General features: G+C 35.3%; 17 protein-coding genes. All 17 read left to right on the top strand.

Annotation, left to right across the window (positions count from 1 at the left end):
- Positions 1-33: 33 nt before the first annotated feature.
- A complete protein-coding gene (locus GH754_RS00830) occupies positions 34-801 on the top strand; it encodes an SDR family NAD(P)-dependent oxidoreductase (protein WP_153726838.1) in 768 nt (255 codons plus the stop codon).
- 106 nt (positions 802-907) lie between these two features.
- Complete coding sequence (locus GH754_RS00825) at positions 908-1483, top strand: nuclear transport factor 2 family protein (protein ID WP_153726837.1); 576 nt, start codon at positions 908-910, stop codon at positions 1481-1483.
- Between the two features lie 43 nt (positions 1484-1526).
- A complete protein-coding gene (locus tag GH754_RS00820) occupies positions 1527-2300 on the top strand; it encodes an SDR family NAD(P)-dependent oxidoreductase (RefSeq protein WP_153726836.1) in 774 nt (257 codons plus the stop codon).
- 271 nt (positions 2301-2571) lie between these two features.
- Positions 2572-2925, top strand: coding sequence for a Rieske (2Fe-2S) protein (locus GH754_RS00815; RefSeq protein ID WP_194841245.1), 354 nt, complete (start codon positions 2572-2574; stop codon positions 2923-2925).
- 46 nt (positions 2926-2971) lie between these two features.
- Positions 2972-4093, top strand: a complete 1122-nt coding sequence (locus GH754_RS00810) for an amidohydrolase family protein (RefSeq protein ID WP_153726834.1) — start codon at positions 2972-2974, stop codon at positions 4091-4093.
- A 96-nt stretch (positions 4094-4189) separates the two neighbouring features.
- Positions 4190-5248, top strand: coding sequence for a TAXI family TRAP transporter solute-binding subunit (locus tag GH754_RS00805; protein ID WP_153726833.1), 1059 nt, complete (start codon positions 4190-4192; stop codon positions 5246-5248).
- A 140-nt stretch (positions 5249-5388) separates the two neighbouring features.
- On the top strand, positions 5389-6681 hold the full coding sequence (locus tag GH754_RS00800) for an acetyl-CoA hydrolase/transferase family protein (RefSeq protein ID WP_194841244.1): 1293 nt from the start codon (positions 5389-5391) through the stop codon (positions 6679-6681).
- A 61-nt stretch (positions 6682-6742) separates the two neighbouring features.
- Positions 6743-7834: an AbrB family transcriptional regulator gene (locus tag GH754_RS00795; protein WP_194841243.1), complete on the top strand. Its 1092-nt coding sequence runs from the start codon at positions 6743-6745 to the stop codon at positions 7832-7834.
- Between the two features lie 72 nt (positions 7835-7906).
- Positions 7907-9019: a CaiB/BaiF CoA transferase family protein gene (locus GH754_RS00790; RefSeq protein WP_153726830.1), complete on the top strand. Its 1113-nt coding sequence runs from the start codon at positions 7907-7909 to the stop codon at positions 9017-9019.
- Positions 9020-9054: 35 nt separating this feature from the next.
- Entirely contained in the window at positions 9055-10209 is a 1155-nt protein-coding gene (locus GH754_RS00785) for an acyl-CoA dehydrogenase family protein (protein WP_323741790.1), read from the top strand.
- Positions 10206-11300: an acyl-CoA dehydrogenase family protein gene (locus GH754_RS00780; protein ID WP_153726829.1), complete on the top strand. Its 1095-nt coding sequence runs from the start codon at positions 10206-10208 to the stop codon at positions 11298-11300. The genes GH754_RS00785 and GH754_RS00780 overlap by 4 nt, the downstream gene beginning before the upstream one ends.
- A complete protein-coding gene (locus GH754_RS00775; RefSeq protein WP_153726828.1) occupies positions 11297-12109 on the top strand; it encodes an enoyl-CoA hydratase/isomerase family protein in 813 nt (270 codons plus the stop codon). Before GH754_RS00780 ends, GH754_RS00775 begins: the two co-directional genes overlap by 4 nt.
- A gap of 162 nt (positions 12110-12271) precedes the next feature.
- Positions 12272-13243, top strand: coding sequence for an SMP-30/gluconolactonase/LRE family protein (locus GH754_RS00770; RefSeq protein WP_153726827.1), 972 nt, complete (start codon positions 12272-12274; stop codon positions 13241-13243).
- Between the two features lie 358 nt (positions 13244-13601).
- The gene (locus GH754_RS00765; RefSeq protein WP_153726826.1) at positions 13602-14846 is read left to right on the top strand and encodes an MFS transporter; all 1245 of its coding nucleotides are present in this window, start codon (positions 13602-13604) and stop codon (positions 14844-14846) included.
- Between the two features lie 366 nt (positions 14847-15212).
- Positions 15213-17156 carry an oxidoreductase gene (locus GH754_RS00760; protein WP_153726825.1) on the top strand — a complete coding sequence of 648 codons (1944 nt, stop codon included), beginning with the start codon at positions 15213-15215 and terminating at the stop codon, positions 17154-17156.
- A 23-nt stretch (positions 17157-17179) separates the two neighbouring features.
- Positions 17180-18220, top strand: a complete 1041-nt coding sequence (locus GH754_RS00755) for a Bug family tripartite tricarboxylate transporter substrate binding protein (RefSeq protein WP_194841242.1) — start codon at positions 17180-17182, stop codon at positions 18218-18220.
- A gap of 84 nt (positions 18221-18304) precedes the next feature.
- The gene (locus GH754_RS00750; protein ID WP_153726823.1) at positions 18305-18736 is read left to right on the top strand and encodes a tripartite tricarboxylate transporter TctB family protein; all 432 of its coding nucleotides are present in this window, start codon (positions 18305-18307) and stop codon (positions 18734-18736) included.
- Positions 18737-18741 lie beyond the last annotated feature (5 nt).

Here is an 18741-nt window from a genome sequence, read left to right as displayed (position 1 = left end):
GACAAGAGTAATTAAAGGTGGTGAGGTATTCTTATGGAATATAATGATTCCCCAAAACGGGTTGCTATTATTGGCGGTAGCGGTGGTATTGGTAAATCTATCGCAAAACGTATAGGTAAGGAAGCCCTTGTAACAATTGGTTATCATGCAAATCAAGAAGATGCAGAAATAATTGCTAAAGAAATAACCAATGATGGAGGAACCGCTGATATTGGGAAGGTAGATATGCGAGACCCCCAATCGGTTCATCGATTTTTTGAAAAGACACAGGGTTCTTGGGGTGGGATTGATGCCATCATTTCTGCTACGGGAACTCCATTTCGTATTTGCCCATTAACAGAGATAACAGACTCTGAGTTTCAAAATGTAATAGATATTGATGTGATTGGAAGTTTCAATATTTTAAAACAAGGGATCCCCTTTCTTAAACAGGAAGGGGGAGGCTCTATTGTTCATCTTTTAACCACAGCTGTATTAAGATCTTTGGAAAATGATGCGATGTCATCTGCTCCTAAAATGGCTGTTGAGGGCTTGATTCGTAGTGCTGCACGCGAATATGGATCAAGCCATATAAGAATAAATGGGATTGCCCCCGGAGTAATTGATTCGATTAGTAAACACAAAGCACATAAAAAAACAGGCGAATTATCACCTGCAGCAGCTAACGTTATTTCTCAGACACCAATGGGACGCAAAGGAAAAACGAGGGAGGTTGCTGATGTCGCAGCATTCTTAATATCAGATGCTTCTACTTATGTTAGTGGGCAAATCATTGGAGTAGATGGAGGCTTTAGTGCTTAACAATAACCCACTACTTTCAACAAAAAGTTTTTCAAACCCCAAGTCAGATAAGAAAGAAGCTTGTTGTTAATGATAGCTACAACCCAATAATGGGGAGTGATACCATTTGAAGGAAATTTTAAATGATAAAATGGTTACAATGGTAGGTCATAAACCAAAAACACTGGATGAAAGGATCCAACGTTTAGAGGATATTCAATCCATTAAAGAAGTGATGTATCAATATACACGTCTTGCAGATTTACGTGATCCAAAAGGGATGATGTCCTGTTTCACAAATGACAGCATAACAAGTTTCATAGTTACAGATGAAGAAGGAAATACAGAGGAGAAACTATTTACAAAAAAGGATACCTACGATTACTATGAAAAAATTTTAAAGCAAATGATTAGCGGGAGTCATCATATTACTAATGAACAGTTTTTTTTCGAAACAACTGACAAAGTAATAGGATATTTATACATGTATTCGTGGCTACATTTTAAGGATTCTTCTAAAAAGGATTTACATCGGTGGGGACGATATGAAGTTTCTTATGTTAGAGAAGAAGATGAAGAATGGCGTATTCAGACTTTACGATTATTAGCAGCGGGTGAACTTAATGGGAACAGAATTGCAGAACAATTTGATAGATCATGGCCACCCGAAATTTTAAAAGAAGAAAATTCGGGAAAATCTTAAAAATATTCATCTTTTCATATCTAAATAGAAGGGATGTGGATAAATGAAGTTAAAAGGAAAAAGAATTATTGTTACAGGAGGAGCACGTGGAATGGCAGCCAGTATAGTACGTGCTTATGCTCAGGAAGGTGCGCAAATTGCATCTATTGATATTCTAGATATAGAAGGACAACAAGTAGCTGATGAAGCAACGAAAATGGGACCAGGGAAGGTAGACTATTACCACTGTGATATTTCAAGAAAAGAAAATGTAGAGAATACGTTTGAAATGGCTACTCGTAAAATAGGCGGGCTAGATATTTTAGTGAATGCTGCTGGAGTGAACCAAATTCGTAGACCAGAAGAACTAACCGAACAAGACATTGATTTAATTTTTCATGTGAATGTGTATGGAACCATCTATACAAACAAAGCTGCATTTAAGTATTTAAAAGAAAAAGGAGGAAGAATTATTAATTTTTCTTCCGTCGCAGGTCTAAATCCTTATCCTGCAGGGGCTCATTATTCTGCAACAAAAGGTGCTGTAGCTTCATGGACTAGGTCTGTTGCACATGAATGGGGGAAGTATCATATTACCGTTAATGCGATGGCCCCGGCTTTGTGGACACCAATGTATGAAGAAAGACGATCCCAAATGAATCCAGAAGAACTAGAAGACCATGACAATGGATATAAAAAGATGATTCCAATAGGGGGTAAATTAGGTGAACCAGATAAAGACTTTGCCCCAGTAATGATTTTTTTTGCTAGTGACGATTCCCGTTTTATTACAGGACAGATTATTCCGGTTGATGGTGGATTAGTTTCCACACGTTAACAAGAAAAAAATACAAAATTTTTAGAAAAATTAAAAAATAACATTTACAATAGTGAGGGGATTGTTTAAAATAAAATAAAAGTGAACTCACTTTATGTTTGTGGAAGCATTATAACTATATGGTGGACATTAAAGGGGGGGGAAGGGATAAACCATCATTTGTATATATCTTTCTTGAATAACTCCACTTATAAACTCCATGTAAATAAAAGTAAATAACACATTATGAATCAAAGTATTTTAACTAATGAACGAAATGGGAGGTAAACTCATGGAAAAACATGTTTTATGTGATAAAGAAAAGTTAGAAATTGGGGATAAAGAAATATTTCAAGTTGGTAGAATATCGATTGTATTAATTCGAACGGAAGATGGGTTTCACGCAATGAGAAATGTTTGTCCTCATCAAGGTGGACCACTTGGAAAAGGAGCTTTGCAAGGTGCTGCCTTACCTTCTGATGTAGGAGAATATTGTTATGACAAAAAGAGGGATGTTCTCTATTGTCCGTGGCACCATTGGGATTTTGATGTCAAAAATGGTTGTTCCATTCGAAATCCTGAATCAGTTAAGGTCAAAACTTATAAAGTATCAGTTGAGGAAGAGAGTGTTGTTCTGTATAAGTGAAAAAGTCAAATGATTAAAACCATATCATGTAAGGAGGTTTTCTCTTATGTCAAATAAAGTGAAAAATAGGTCTGGATCTCTTCCTGTAATTGATTGTGATATTCATCCAAACCCTGTGAGAAAACGAGACTTATTACCGTACTTGGATGATTATTGGCGAGACTACATGATTGCAAGTAAGTTCCGAGGACATTTACCTACCGTAGATTTAACAATTCCTGTGAATGGAGGGCTGCGAGCAGATAGTAAAACGCCTGGTGGAGGACCTGCTTGTTCATCCGTTGATTTTTTTAAAGAGCAGGTAATGGATGAATTCAATTATTCTCACGCAATCCTTTTTACGGATGGTACTTTCTTTTTATCTGGCGCACCTCAAAGAGAGATGGCGACAGCGATTGCACCAGCCTATAATGATTGGCTAATCGATCACTGGTTGTCTAAAGATTCTAGACTATTTGGAACAGTTTTGGTGGCAGCACAAGACCCTGAAGCTGCAGCCCGTGAAATTGATCGGGTAGGTAGTCATCCACAAATGGTACAGGTGGGTCTTGGTATGCATTCCCCATACGGAGGCTGGGGAGATCCTCGATATGATCCAATTTGGGAGGCAGCAGTTCGAAACGATTTAGTGGTTTGTTTCCATGTTACTGGCTCTGGCCCTACAGGATTATATAATTCTGGTCCAATTGGTCCCCCAAGATACTTTGTCGAGCTACAATCAACAAACGCCATTGCTTACCAAGCACAAACGGCAAACATGATTTTTTCAGGCTTGTTTGAAAAACATCCTGAAATTCGCATGGCCTTTATAGAAGCTGGTTTTGCATGGGTTCCAGGCTTGTCCTATATGATGGATACTCAATGGCGTGCAGTTCGTAGAGAAGTTCCTTGGGTAAAAAGACCGCCTAGTGAGTATATCAAGGACCATATTTGGTTTGGTACACAACCAATGATAGAGCCGGAGCATGGAGATGCAAAGCATTTAGATGAATTAATTGAAATGGTTGGTTCTGACAAATTGTTATTTGCTTCTGATTATCCTCATTGGGAATTTGATTCACCAATTGGTGCATTGAAAGGTTTGTCAAAAGATACAAGAAATAAAATTCGTTACCATAACGCTAAGAAACTCTTTAAACTTCCTGACACAATTGAAGTGGGTGTTTAACCACAGTAGTTCAAAGACTTCATATTAACGATTTTCTATGAATGTAAAATTAGCATGTATAACAGGTGAAGCAAGAAAAAGTCGAGGGGGACATATATGAGATTTCCAAGGAAAAAAATACAGTTGTTTATTTTTATCACGTTTTTAGCGGTAATTTTAGCTGCTTGTGGAGAAGAGAATGCAGGGACTGATAATCAGTCTAATAGTATTGAACCATTTGATCCATCTACATTTGAATTGTCAGATGTTAGCGGTTCATTTAATTATGCAGCTACTTCTCCTAGTTCGGGCGCATTTGCATTCTACGCACAGATTGCTGCTCTAGCAGAGGAGCATACAAACATGGATATTACCGTAATGGAAACGAGTGGTGGAACGGATAGTATGAAACTACTAAGTCAAGGTCAGGCAGATTTTTCACTAGCTAATAATGACACAGCAAACTCAGCCTACCACGGACTTGAGGAATTTGAAGGGGACCCTTTTGAAGATTTACGTATGATGTATGCCTGGTCTGTACTTTCTATTCCATTTTATGTTACTAAAGAGAGCGGAGTAAAAACATTGGAGGATTTAGAAGGAAAAACTTACGGCCCTGGACAACGGGGGAGTTCTTTTGCTAAAAGGGCTAAACAATGGATGGAAGTATTAGATATTAATGTTAATTGGTACGAAGGTTCACTAGATGACCAAGTATCTGCTGTTAAAAATAGAAAGAGTATTGGATTTATTAAGGCAGGAGGAATGCCTGATGCTGCTATCTTAGATGTGCATTCAACATTGCCAGTAGATATTATAAGTTTATCAGACGAACAAATTGATATAATGCAAGAAGTAACTCCGCATTTGGGGGAAATAACCATACCTGCAGGCGCATATGAAGGAGTAGGTGAAGCAAAATCACTCTCAACTAAACCTGGAGAAGGAGTACACAAAGACATACCTGTCGAAGTCGTATACGGAATGATGAAGTTAGTATTTGATTATCAAGACGAACTTGCCGAAGCTTATCCAACAGTTGGAAAATTTGATCTTGCTGAAATTTCTCTTGATGAAAACAGTTCGGTACCTTTACATGAGGGAGCGGTGTTGTTTTACCAAGAAGAATTAGGATTAGAGGTTCCGGATAATCTTATACCACCTGAAATGAAATAATGGACAGTGGTAAGAAATAAATAAGGAAGAAAAGGCACATACCAACAATGGACGTAAATTCTATTGTTGGTTGTGTTACTTTTAATATTTCTTTGCTTAACAAGTTGATCTTAAAGAATAAATTGAGTAGGTGTGACAGAATGAACACTTCGGATAAAATCTATCATAAAAAAATTGGCATAGAAGATCTTCTTCATTTACTAAAACAGAATATGTTGGTTTATCTTGAACAAGGTGCTGCGGAACCAAGATATATTATTCAGGAATTAATTAATAATGCTGATAAAATTCCAAGTATAAATGTTCTTGTTACACCAGTTCCACATATTAATAAAATGCAATTTTCATATGATGAAAATTGTGACCATTGGAATATTTATTCTTTATTTGGAACTCCTGAAACGAAACATCAAATTCGTAGCGGAAGAGTGAAGTATGTCCCGGTAAGTACCTCGGAAATCCCAAACATACTAAGAAAAACGCTAATTCCAGATATTGCTATTATACAAGTTAGTCCTCCTGATTCAAGGGGTTTTTGTAACTTGGGTGTGTCAGTTGATACCTTACCCATAGTCATTAAGAATGCGAAAATGGTTGTGGCACAATTTAATCCGAGAATGGCAAGGGTTTGTGGTCAATCGGAAATTCATGTTTCTGAAATTGATTATTTTATCGAAGAATATAGTCCAATAATAGAATTTTCACCTCCAGATCCAAGGGAAAAGGATGATATCATAGCAGAACAAGTGGCTAAATTAATTCCCGATGGTGCTACAATTCAAATTGGGATAGGTAGAATTCCTAACGCCATACTAGGAAAATTAAAAGATAAAAATGATTTAGGGTTACATTCAGGACTAATTTCAGAAAAAATGATTGAGCTATTAAAAAGTGGTGTTATTACTGGTAAGTACAAAAAAATCAATCAATATAAAATGGTTGGCACTGCCATGTTAGGAACCGAAGAATTGTATCATTTTTCTCATCAGAACTCAGCCATTGAACTTCATCCAGTAACACATACACATAATATCTGGTTGGCACGTGATCTTGATCACTTTATTTCAATTAATTCAGCAATGGAAGTTGATTTAACTGGTCAAGTAAACGCAGAAAGTTTAGATGGTGATCAAATTTCTGCAGTAGGTGGTCAGCTTGATTTTACAAGAATGGCAAGGTTATCTAAAGAAGGGAAAGCGATTCTTGCTTTGCCTTCAACTAGTAAGGGTAAGTCAAATATTGTTCCGCAATTGAGTGCATCTGTTCCTATTTCTATACCAAGAAGTGAAGTTGATATTGTTGTTACAGAATATGGGAGTGTTCAACTTCGCCACGAATCAATTCTAGAAAGAGCAAAAAAACTTATTTCTATTGCCCATCCTGATTATCGTACTCAGTTGGAAGATTGGCTACATGAATACATTGTAACGTAAAGTTAGTGCTATTTGGTTTAAGTAGGTTATTTTGAGAAAACTGGTAGGATGGCGAAAAAATATGTTTAGCAGAATAAGCTTAAGCAAAGAAAAGATTCACAAAATAATATATACATTAATAGTAGGTCTTATTGGTGGTTATTTGTTTTCAATACTTAGTCTTCCTCTATCTTGGATTTTAGGACCTATGGTTTTTACAATCATAACAAATATTACGTTCAAGGAAGTGTACTTACCAACAAATTTTAAATTAACTGGTTTTTTTTTGTTAGGTATTTCAATGGGATTATACTTTGAACCTGAAACGGGAGGTGTTATTTATAAACAATTTGTGTTTGTCGTTCTTATGTCCATCCTTATATTACTATTTGGTGTTATAAATGGTGCTATTCATAAAAAATTATCGAAACTAAATTGGCAAACGACGATTTTTGGTAATATACCAGGTGGAACAGCACAAATGATTGAAGTTGGAGGGGATCTTGGAGGAGATAGGGAGGCTATTGCTATTCAACAATTTACTAGACTTGTACTAGTAGTAATGGTCATTCCAACTCTTATCACTTTTTTCTTTGAACCTTCTATCGCTTCCACTTTACCTAGTTCAACAAGTACTAATTTTAATATTTATGGAATAGTTATACTGTTATTTCTAGGTGTGTTTGGATGGATTGTAGCAAGGTTTTTAAAAATACCACTACCAACCTTAACAGGTCCTTTAATTATGATATCCACTTTCTCCTTACTAGGTGTACCATTTGCATCCTTTCCACCAATATTCCTAAATATTGCACAAGTTTTCATCGGCATAAGCATAGGCACTTACTTTAATAGAAGTACAATACGAGATAATCGAAAGTATTTTATTTATGCCCTAATAGGTGGGGTTACCTTATTAGCAATGTGCTTTTTAGCCGCTATGATATTAATATTCTGGGCTAATTTAGACTATCCGACTGCAATATTATCCATAGCACCAGGTGGTATTGCCGAAATGAGCTTAACGGCTGCTGTTGTTGGAGCAAATGTTCCAATTGTTATTTCATTCCAAATATTTCGAATGTTCCTATTTATTACGCTTGTACCAAAGTTAATTGGAGTAATAATGATTAGGGTGGAATTTAAAAAAGAAAAAATATCCCAACAAATGTGAGTGTTTATCTTCTAGTATATTAGGATTAGTAAGTTGGTTAGAATAATCCATTTTTTAAAGGTGTGGACTTATATGTTAAAAGATATTCGTATTGTAGACTTTTCTCAATATCTTCCTGGTCCGTATGCTTCCCTTAGATTGGCTGACAGGGGGGCAGAAGTTATTAAAGTGGAATCACCTAGTGGTGATCCTTCACGTTTCCCTCCTGAAAAAGATAATGGCGACAAGTATATATTTCGAGCTCAAAATAGAGATAAAAAAAGTATTACGATAAACCTTAAGGAATCAAATGGAAAGCGTATTGCTAGAGAATTAATCAAACAATCAGATGTTGTAGTAGAAGGTTTTCGCCCAGGTGTAGCAAAAAGATTAGGAATCGGTTATGAAGAAGTGTCTAAAGATAAACCAGACATTATCTACTGTTCCTTAACAGGTTATGGGCAAAATGGAGAATTTAGTCACTTAGGAAGTCATGATTTAAACTATATGTCATTAAGTGGTGTATTGTCTCAATTTAAGGATCATAAAGGAGAACCTGTTCATCCAAGTATTACATTAGCAGACTTTATAGGTGGCATGGCTGCAAGTGAGTCTATTTCTGCAGCACTCTTTCAGCGAGAACGAACAGGGAAAGGTGCATATATTGATTTATCTATTGCGGATACAATGTTTACTCTCATGACAAATCATGTAGCACTAGAATCGACAACAGGAGAAGAAAATGGTATTTCAAAACTTAATAAGGAAGTAATTTGTTACTCCCTTTACAAAACAAAGGATAATCGTTTTATTAGTTTAGCGGCCTTAGAGCCAAAATTTTGGGAGAATTTCTGTCAAGCAGTAAAAAAACAAGAATGGATTTCTGCTCAACTTACAGTTCCAAATGATGAGAATCCTGTGTATTTAGCTTTAAAAGAGTTATTTAAATCTCATACTCTAGAAAAATGGATCAAATTTGCCGAAGAAGTAGACTGTTGTATGGCGCCTGTTCTAGAAATAAGTGAAGTATCTCAACATTCATATTATAAGGAAAGGAATTTAAGTGAAGAAAAATGGGGAATGCGGTATGTTTCTACATTTTACAAGGATGAATCTATTATAAAAAATTCTACACCTCCACCAAAGCACGGAGAACATACAAATGAACTATTGAAAAAACTAGATACTGATCTTATTAAGGATTAATTCATTAGCCAAAAAGATTAGAAAGGTGTGATAATGTGAAAGCATTACGAATCCCAGTTGTAGAACTTCCTAAAGAAACAGAGGCTTTACGAAATGAAATTAGAGCTTTTATCAAAGAAGAATTAGAAAGCGGTTCAATTGCGCCAAGTTGTGATAGTTGGTTATGCGGTTTTTCACCTGAGCTTTCCAAAAAGATAGGGGAAAAGGGATGGATTGGGATGACTTGGCCAGCGGAGTATGGTGGTAAGGAACGTACGTCAATAGAAAGGTATGTTGTAACAGAGGAGTTACTTGCAGCTGGCGCACCAGTAGCCGCTCATTGGATTGCTGATCGGCAATCTGGCCCCCTCTTTCTCAAATTCGGAACGGAAAAACAAAAGCATTTTTTTCTTCCTAAAATTGCGAGAGGTGAATGTTACTTTTCTATCGGATTAAGTGAACCGAATGCTGGATCTGACTTGGCAGCTATTAAAACGAAAGCAGAGAAGGTAGAAGGGGGTTGGCTTCTTAATGGAAGTAAAATTTGGACCAGCGGAGCACACCTTGCTCACTATATGATTACTTTGTGTCGTACTTCCCCTCAAGATATAAATAATCGTCATGCAGGAATGAGTCAATTAGTTGTCGATTTATCTGCACCAGGAGTAACCATTCGTCCCATACATTTAATGACAGGAGAGCATCACTTTAATGAGGTGTTTTTTGAAGATGTATTTATTCCTGATAACATGGTTGTAGGTAAGATCGGAAATGGTTGGGCCCAAGGAATGACGGAGCTAGCATATGAAAGAAGTGGTCCTGAGCGTATACTCAGCACATATCCACTTCTTAATGAACTTACCAATACGCTAATCGAAAATAAAGATGAAAAAGGATTAAATGAAGTAAGCAAGGTTGTAACGAGACTTTGGACATTAAGAAATATGTCTCTTGGTATTGCTAAATTGTTAGAAGAAGGTATCCCTTCTAGTCTTATTGCATCTCTAGTTAAAGATTTAGGAACTCAATTTGAGCAAAGAATGGCTGAAATTACAAGATTACTAGTTTCTGCTATTCCATCTATAAATTCAGAATCAAAATTGGAAAAATTAATGGCCCAAGCAATGCTTCAATCACCTGGCTTTACATTAAGAGGAGGAACTACGGAAATCTTACGTGGAATCGTAGCTAAGGGGGTAGTAAAGGCATGAGTGAAATGCAAGAAATGATTATGGAATCTACCGAAAAAATACTGAAGGAATACTCGAAAAAAGAAATAGTGAATGAAGCAGAGAATGGTATATGGGCAAAGGAACTTTGGGATAACTTAGAAGCCTATGGTATGTTAAAAGTTGCTGTTCCAGAAGAATTAATGGGTAACGGTGGAGATCAGTATGATGCTTTTAGTATTTTATACTTGATCGGGAAGTATTCAGCACCTATCCCGTTAGCTGAAAATTATATTGTGAATAAGTTGTTAATGGATTTAGGGGAATCTGTACAAGATGAATTTATTACAATATCGGCTACAGAACATAAAAACTTATTTCAGATTAGGGAAAAGGATGATGGATGGATAGTATCTGGTAAAGCAAAATATGTACCTTGGGCTAGATTTGCACAAAAGATTCTAGTATTAGGTGAAACGGAAGAAGATACAAAACTTGCTTTACTTCCATTGGATAATGCAAAGATTAAAGAAGGGAAAAATCTAGCAGGTGAAGCAAGAGATGAGGTGTTTTTTGATAACGTTTACGTAGAAGAAATCAAAACAAAATCGGTGGATATAGAAGAACAAGTAGAAAAAATTCTATATACTGGTGGACTTACTAGAAGTGTGATGATGGTTGGAGCATTAGAAAATTTACTAGCGTTAACAAAAGAACATATATCAGAGAGATCCCAGTTTGGTCGACCACTTTATCGTTTCCAAGCTGTACAACAACATATGGCACAATTAGCAGGTGAATTTGCTGCTACAAATGTTGCGGTAAAAAACGCTATTTCTTCATATGAAAAAAATCCAGTATCAAAAGAAATAGCATTTGCAAAGCTTCGTGTGAATGAAGCAATAGAAAAGGTAAATCCTATTGCACATCAAATTTTGGCAGCGATTGGTTTTACGTTTGAACATACACTGCACCATAGTACACGGAGGCTTTGGTCTTGGCGTGAAGAATTTGGTAAAGAAAGCGATTGGGAGCAAATCATCGCAAAAGACTTAATGAATTTAAACCAAAATGAGTTATGGTCGTTGATTACGAATGTTGAAAATTCTTCTCAAAAGGTGGATGTGAAATGAAAGATTTACTTTTTACGGTAGAAGATAATGTAGCAAAAATCACCTTAAATCGTCCAGATAGTTTAAATGCATTCAGCAGCGAAATGATTGAATTGTGGATTAACGCATTGGAAACGGTTCGTGATTCAAATAATATACGTGTTCTTGTATTAAAGGGCAATGGTCGTGCTTTCTGTTCTGGTGGCGATGTGAAATCAATGGTAAAGGGAGAAGGATTCATTAAAAATGACGGTAGTGATGATCTCGTATCTACAGCATTAAACAGAAAAAACTCTTTATGGAAAAAAGTACAGCGTATCCCTCTTTTACTTCAAGAAATTGATAAGCCGGTTATTGCTGTATTACATGGGGCTGCCTTTGGTGCAGGGTTTGATATGTCATTAGCTTGTGACATTCGGATTGCGGGAAAATCAACGAAAATATCAGAAAGTTATTTGAATGTAGGAATTGTACCTGGAGATGGAGGAGCTTGGTTTTTGCCAAGATTTGTTGGAATTGACAAAGCGTTAGACTTGCTTTGGACAAGAAGAGTTTTATCCGCAGAAGAAGCAGAAGAAATGGGTCTTGTAACGAAAGTAGTGGAAGATAATCAATTGCAAGAATTCGTAGATCAATATGTTGAAAGTTTAAGCAATGGACCACAAGTAGCTATTCGGTTTACAAAAAGAGCTGTGTATCAAGGGTTGAACATAGATTTGTGTACTTCTCTTGATATGGTTTCTTCGGCTATGGGAATTGTAACTGAGCATGAAGATTATCAAGAAGGTGTTAAAGCTATTATTGAAAAGAGGAAACCTGATTTTAGTTAATTTAAGAGAATTACTAATTTTTATACAGTTTGTATCACTAATTAAATTATTTGCATCTTCTTTGAAATTGAGAGCATTTGAACAAATGATTATCGACATTTGGATTCCGGTGACAATAACATAGATTTACAGTTTAAACTTTATTAAGGGAGGAATAAAAATATGAGAAATAAAGTATTACCATTTGCGATAATAATAATTATTTCTCTAGTAACTATATCGGTTGCTGTCGCAGATTCTGTATATGAAAAGGCTGGGAAACCCCCTTCAAATGAAAGACATACTCTATCAGAAATTCTCCCTTCTAGTAGCCAGTGGGAAAAAGTTGTCACTGCAGATGGTTTTATAGAGGGACTTAATTTTGACCGTGATGGTCAAATGTGGATGACAGCAATTTTTTCTGGGGAGATTATGAAAGTTAATGGAAATGAGGTTGAAGTTGTTGAGACATATGGAAATCCAAATGGAGCAAAGTTTCACAAGGATGGACGTCTTTTTATAGCAGATTTAAATGGAGAGCTCTATACATTAGACCCTCCTACCGGTAAGCGCACAACAATTCTTGAAAAGTACAAGACTGAGCACTTAAGAGGCCTTAATGACCTTGTGTTTGATGACAAAGGTGGAATCTATTTTACAGAACCACATGGATCAAGCGCAACAAAACCCAATGGTCGTGTTTTCTACCTACCACCTGGAAAGGATACCAAATTACAGCTTTTTCAGGATAACATAGCCTATCCTAATGGTGTTGCGATTTCTCCGGATGGTCAACATGTTTATATTGCTGAGTATGACAAAAATCAAATAATCGCAGCTCCTTCAGTTCATACAGATGACATATATGACACCCCCTATGTCTTTGCGCGTTTTGAAGGTGGTATAGGACCAGATGGACTAGCCGTTGATAATGAGGGGAATTTATATGTAGCACATTACAAAGCAGGTGAAGTTATCGTGCTTGATTCTAAAGGTTTTAAATATGGTAAGATACGTTTACCAAAGGAAGCTGGGACATACAGTACGAACCTAGCTTTTCATAATGGATACCTATACGTAACGGAATCAGAAAAAAATGAAGTATGGCGTATTAAAATCAAGAAGAAAGGATTAAAAACATATGGATTGCAGTAATAATTTTATGTGTTTAATCTCTATGTAATATCACCGGGTTACAAATATATATTCTTTATGAGTTGTCTTTAATAATATTTATTAAAGATTTATTTATAATTATTAATTATTGTATTATTTAAATAAATAAGGACTTTTTGAAAATATTATCCTCGAATAATGGATTATAAAAAAACGATCCGTTTCTCGGGGTTTTTTATTATCTGAAACATGAAACTTTCAATGAAACGCTTTTTGGAACGGATAATTAATTAAACTCAGGATATAAAGAAAACAATATCTTGGTATATTTCTTGCATAATATTAAGGTGCCAGATTATAAGAAAAAAGTGATTTTATAATAAAGGAGCACTTTTTTATGAGATTAGCTATAAAAACACAAAACACTCAAGTACCAAATTTCACCCCGTGGATTATGCTAACTATTCTACTCAGCACCCAAATTGCAGTAGCCTTTGTAGGTAGAAGTATAGCCCCGTTAGGTCCTTTAATTGAAGAAAATTTATTATTAACAAAAGCACAAATAGGGATGTTACCAGCAGCATTATTTCTAGGTCAATCTATAATTAGTCTCCCTTCTGGAATGCTAGTTGATCGTCTAGGTTCGCGAGGTTTATTACTCATGCTTAGCCTCTGTTTGGGATTATCGTTTATGCTATTTAGTTTCCTAAGTAGTTTTATTATTATGCTAATTCTTGTTGTTATTGGTGGATTTGGTTATGGTGCTATGCACCCTACGTCAAATAGAGGAATTATTTATTGGTTTCCGGTAAATAAAAGAGGTACTGCAATGGGAATTAAACAAATGGGGGTAACAGCCGGTTCAGCCTTATCCGCATTAATTTTACTACCAATTGCAGTTGAGTGGGGTTGGAGAGCTGCATCTTTTAGCGCTGCTATCTTATTAATTTGCATTGGTATGTTTTCATTTATATTTTACCAAGATCCACCATTAGAGACACATGATTTAAAGAACAAAACAAGTGTTAAAGGATTTTTATCATCTTTTTCAGAATTAGCCAAAAACAAGTCTCTATTGGCGATTAGTATAGCTGCTATTGGACTAACTGCCGCACAGCTGTCTTTTTTAACGTATATTGTCTTTTACCTAGATGAGGAGTTGAAATTAAGTTTGTATTTAGCCGGGCTTTTGTTTGTCGTTACTGAGGTTTTTGGGTCTATTGGACGTATAGCTTGGGGAGTTATAAGTGATAAAATATTTTCGGGAAAACGTATTATTGTTTTAATAATTATATCAATCATAACTGCTGTTAATAGTATTATTATCATTTTATTACCTGAAAATATATCTTTGTTATTAATATTTCCGTTTGTTGCACTTTTTGGATTTTGTATTACGGGATTCAATGGAATGTGGATGAATTCAGCCTCGGAAACGGTTTCTAAAGATAAAGCTGGAACTGCAACAGGTTTTAGTTTAATGCTAGGTTCTCTGGGAGTTGTTTTTGGACCACCAATATTTGGTGGAATTGTAGATAGATCGGGTTCTTACACATATGCTTGGTTATTTTTAGCGTTTCTTATGGTAGTCGTAACATTAATTCTATTTTATGCAAATACCCCGCGGGTAGCTAATAAATGAAGTAAAAGTTCGTGTTCTTGTTAGAGTAGAAACACGAACTTTTTTTTCATGGTTGTTTACCTTTTGCATGTAGTGTGATTTCAAAATAAAGTTTCATCGTTAAATATTTGAAACATATTTTGCAACATTAAGAAGAGTCTAAATTAAGAATAGTGAAAAAAACCAAGCTTATCATAATGATGTATCGAAAATAGATGGTAAAAAAGTGGCATGAAAATTGCTTATTATAAAGATGAAGAAATAATAATCTTTTTAAAGGGGGGATAATTCGTAGGACTGTGTTTACTGCCGATAAAAATCAGAAAATTTAAATTTTATTCAGTCGCAGAAATATACTGGTCTGTTTAAGAAAGAAAGGGTGTTAATATGTCAAGAAATTTTGAAAAGTTATTTTCTCCTATTAACGTTGGTAGCAAAACTTTAAGCAATAGGATTACCATGGCTGAAGTTTTAAATAATTATGGAGAAAAACACGAACCAACAATGCGCCAGGCGAAATTTTATGGAGAAAGAGCAAAGGGCGGAGTAGCCATGATAGTAACAGAGGGTTTTTCTGTTCATCCTACTTCTTTGCCTCAACCACAGGTGCCAATAGCCTATACAGAAGAAAATATTGATAAGTTTAAAATGATTGCAGATGAAGTTCATAAGTACGATACAGTATTGCTCGGACAACTTTGGCATGTAGGCAGGCAGCAATTATGGAGTCCGACCATGTCTTCTTGGGGGGTTAGTGAATTACCCTGTCCATTAAGTGATGCTGTTCCACATGCTATGACAGTTGAGGAAATAAAAGAAATTGAGGACAGTTTTGTGTCTTCTGCAATTAACTTAAGTAAGGCCGGATTTGACGGAGTTTCATTACACGGAGCGCATGGATATCTGATTACTCAATTTCTTTCCAAATGGACAAATAAGAGAAAAGATGAGTATGGTGGATCATTGGAAAATAGAACAAGATTTATTGTTAATATAGTCAACAAAATAAAAGAAAATTGTGGAAAAGATTTTATTGTCGGAATTAAACTAACAGTTCATGAATATGTGGAAGGTGGCTTAGATTTAACAGAATCTAAAAATATAGTCCAATATTTAAATGAAAAATGTGCTTTGGATTATTATGGCGTAAGCCAAGGTAATTTCAGTCATAGTTTAGAGTATCATGTACCGGATATGCACTTAGGAGAAACCCCATTTATCCATCTAACAGAAGAAATTAAAAAAGTTGCTGGTGATACACCTGTTTTAGGTTTGGGAAAAATAACAAATCCTAATATTGCTGAACATTTGCTTCATGAAGGTAAACTTGATCTAGTAGGAATGGGGAGAGCTCTTATAAGTGATGCTGAATTACCTAATAAAGCAAAAACCGGAGATGTTAAAGGGATAAGAGAATGTAACTCCTGTAACGTATGTTGGGGAGAAATTCACTCTGGTAAACCAATGGTTTGTATCCATAATCCTTCTGTTGGTAATGAAAAGGATTATGGTATTGGTACATTGATAAAAACGAAAACACCCAAAAAAGTAATGGTTATTGGTGGGGGACCTGCTGGACTAGAAGCAGCTTCTATAGCAGCGGAAAGAGGCCATAACGTTCATTTGTTTGAAAAGGAATCTAATTTAGGTGGACAACTAAGAAGGGCCATTGAAATACCAGGGAGAGAAGAGCTAATTAAAACTCTTAATTATTTAACTTATAAGGTTAAATCAAACGATGTTAATGTATACTTAGATACTATTGTAGATGAAACCTTAGTAGATGAAATTACCCCTGACGTTGTTCTTTATGCGGCTGGTTCAAATCAAGAAATTCCCGATCATGAGAATAAAAATTACAGCATCTACTCCTATGAAGAGGCAGTAGCAAAAAATATTTGGAATGGATCAGTACTTATTTTTGAGGATGATGGAGATATTCCACCATACTCGCTTACCGAAAAAATTGCCAAGTCAGCGAGCGAAGTTACCATTCTTACTAAAAAGGCTAAAATCGCCCACAATGTTAATTACGTTAGTTGGTTAGGGGTAAATCGTAGACTAAGAAAATATGAAAATATTGATTATATTACTGGTTATAAAATTAATAAGTTAAATAAAAATGATATAGAAATTGAACATACTTTTGGTGGTTCTAAAAAAGATATTGCTTATAATCATGTTATCTATATTACTAAAAACAAATCAAACCATGCTTTATTTAAAAAAATATCTAAGAAATATAGGTCCTACAATATCGGTGATAGTTATGCACCTCGGAAAGTGCTAGCTGCTATTCATGAGGCTCATCGATTAGCGAGAAGTATATAATCCAAAAAATGGGAGGAACTCTTATGATAAAAAAGCTTTTGATTGCAATAAGTTTTATTTTAGTGACAGGTATTTTTGTCGCATGCAGCTCTACCTCTTCGAATAATCAAGAGTCTGAAAATGAAAGTAACAATAATAATCAAAGTGAAAATAGTTCAGAAACAGCGGGGGAATTTCCGAGTAAACCCCTACGTTTAGTTGTCCAGTATCCTGCTGGTGGTGGTGTTGATGTAACTGCCAGGTTATTCGCTAAACATGCTGAAAAATACCTAGGACAAAAAATTATAGTAGAAAATATCGAGGGAGGATCAGGGGCTGTAGGCGTAACGGAAGTAGCTCAGGCTAATGCAGATGGATATACTATGGGAGTTATGATTCCAAATACAATAACAGATGAATTTTTACTACCTAATGTTTCATACAATGCAGAATCCTTTACCCCAATTGTTCAAATAAACTCTGATCCATCAATCATTGCAACACATAATGACAGTGGTATAGAATCTCTTGAGGATTTAGTGAACAAATCTAAAAATGAAGATGTTTCTATAGGTATTGGGGCTGTTTGGACAACGAATGATTTTGTGAAATTGGCATTAGAGGAAGAAGCCGGAATAGAAATGACAAGAGTACCTTATCAAGGAGGAGCGCCTGTTACTCAAGCACTTTTAGCAGGTGATTTAAATGTTGGCACGCAATATCCTGCTGAAATAAAAGATTATTATGACTCAGGAGAACTAAAAGGTTTAGCAATTTCAACTTCAAAGCGTACTGATACATTTTCTGATATTCCAACATTTAAAGAACAGGGTTATGATATTGAATTTAATATTTGGAGAATGATATCTGTTCCAGCCGGTACACCGGAAGATCGTATAAAAATTTTAGAAGAGGCGTTTATGAAAACATTACAGGACCAGGCTACTATAGATGATTTTGAGAGTTCGGGTTTAGCGCTTTCTCCTTTAAACACAGAGGAATCAAAAACAAAGGTTCAAGAGGAATATGAAAAATATAAGGAATTAATAGATACACTGGGATTAGAACCTGGTGCAACCCCATAATAAAAATGAAAAAATTCGGCTCCTAATTGGGGGCCGAATATATAATTATATAGTAAAAAGAATTTGTTTAAAGGTGGTTAGTAAATGAAAGAAAGGAAATTGTTATATGGAGATGCGATAACTGGTTTATTTCTTCTTTTACTGTCTATTGTTTTCGGATTAATAACACTACAATTAGATCCGAGAATCGTACGTTACCCACAAATTGTATTAGTTATATTAGGAATTCTATCTAGTTGTTTAATTATTAAAGAGATAAGGAAAAAGGATAAATCTGTTAAACAATTTTATTGGATAAATATTTTTAAAACAATACTGTTATTTGCTGTTATATATATATATTTAACAACTATCGATTTAATCGGGTTTGTCACTGCTTCAACACTTTTAATGATTGTACTAATGATGATTTCGAATAGTTATTGGAAATGGTATTGGATTTTAACAAGTAGTCTGTTAACAGCCATTTTAATCTATTTTGTATTTGGGCAAATATTTTATGTCCCATTACCTTAAGCAAT

The organism is Salinibacillus xinjiangensis, from assembly GCF_009649735.1.
Lineage (GTDB): Bacteria > Bacillota > Bacilli > Bacillales > Alkalibacillaceae > Salinibacillus > Salinibacillus xinjiangensis.
The sequence above is the reverse complement of the archived record's forward strand: the minus strand, read 5'-3'. Positions and strand labels throughout refer to the sequence as shown.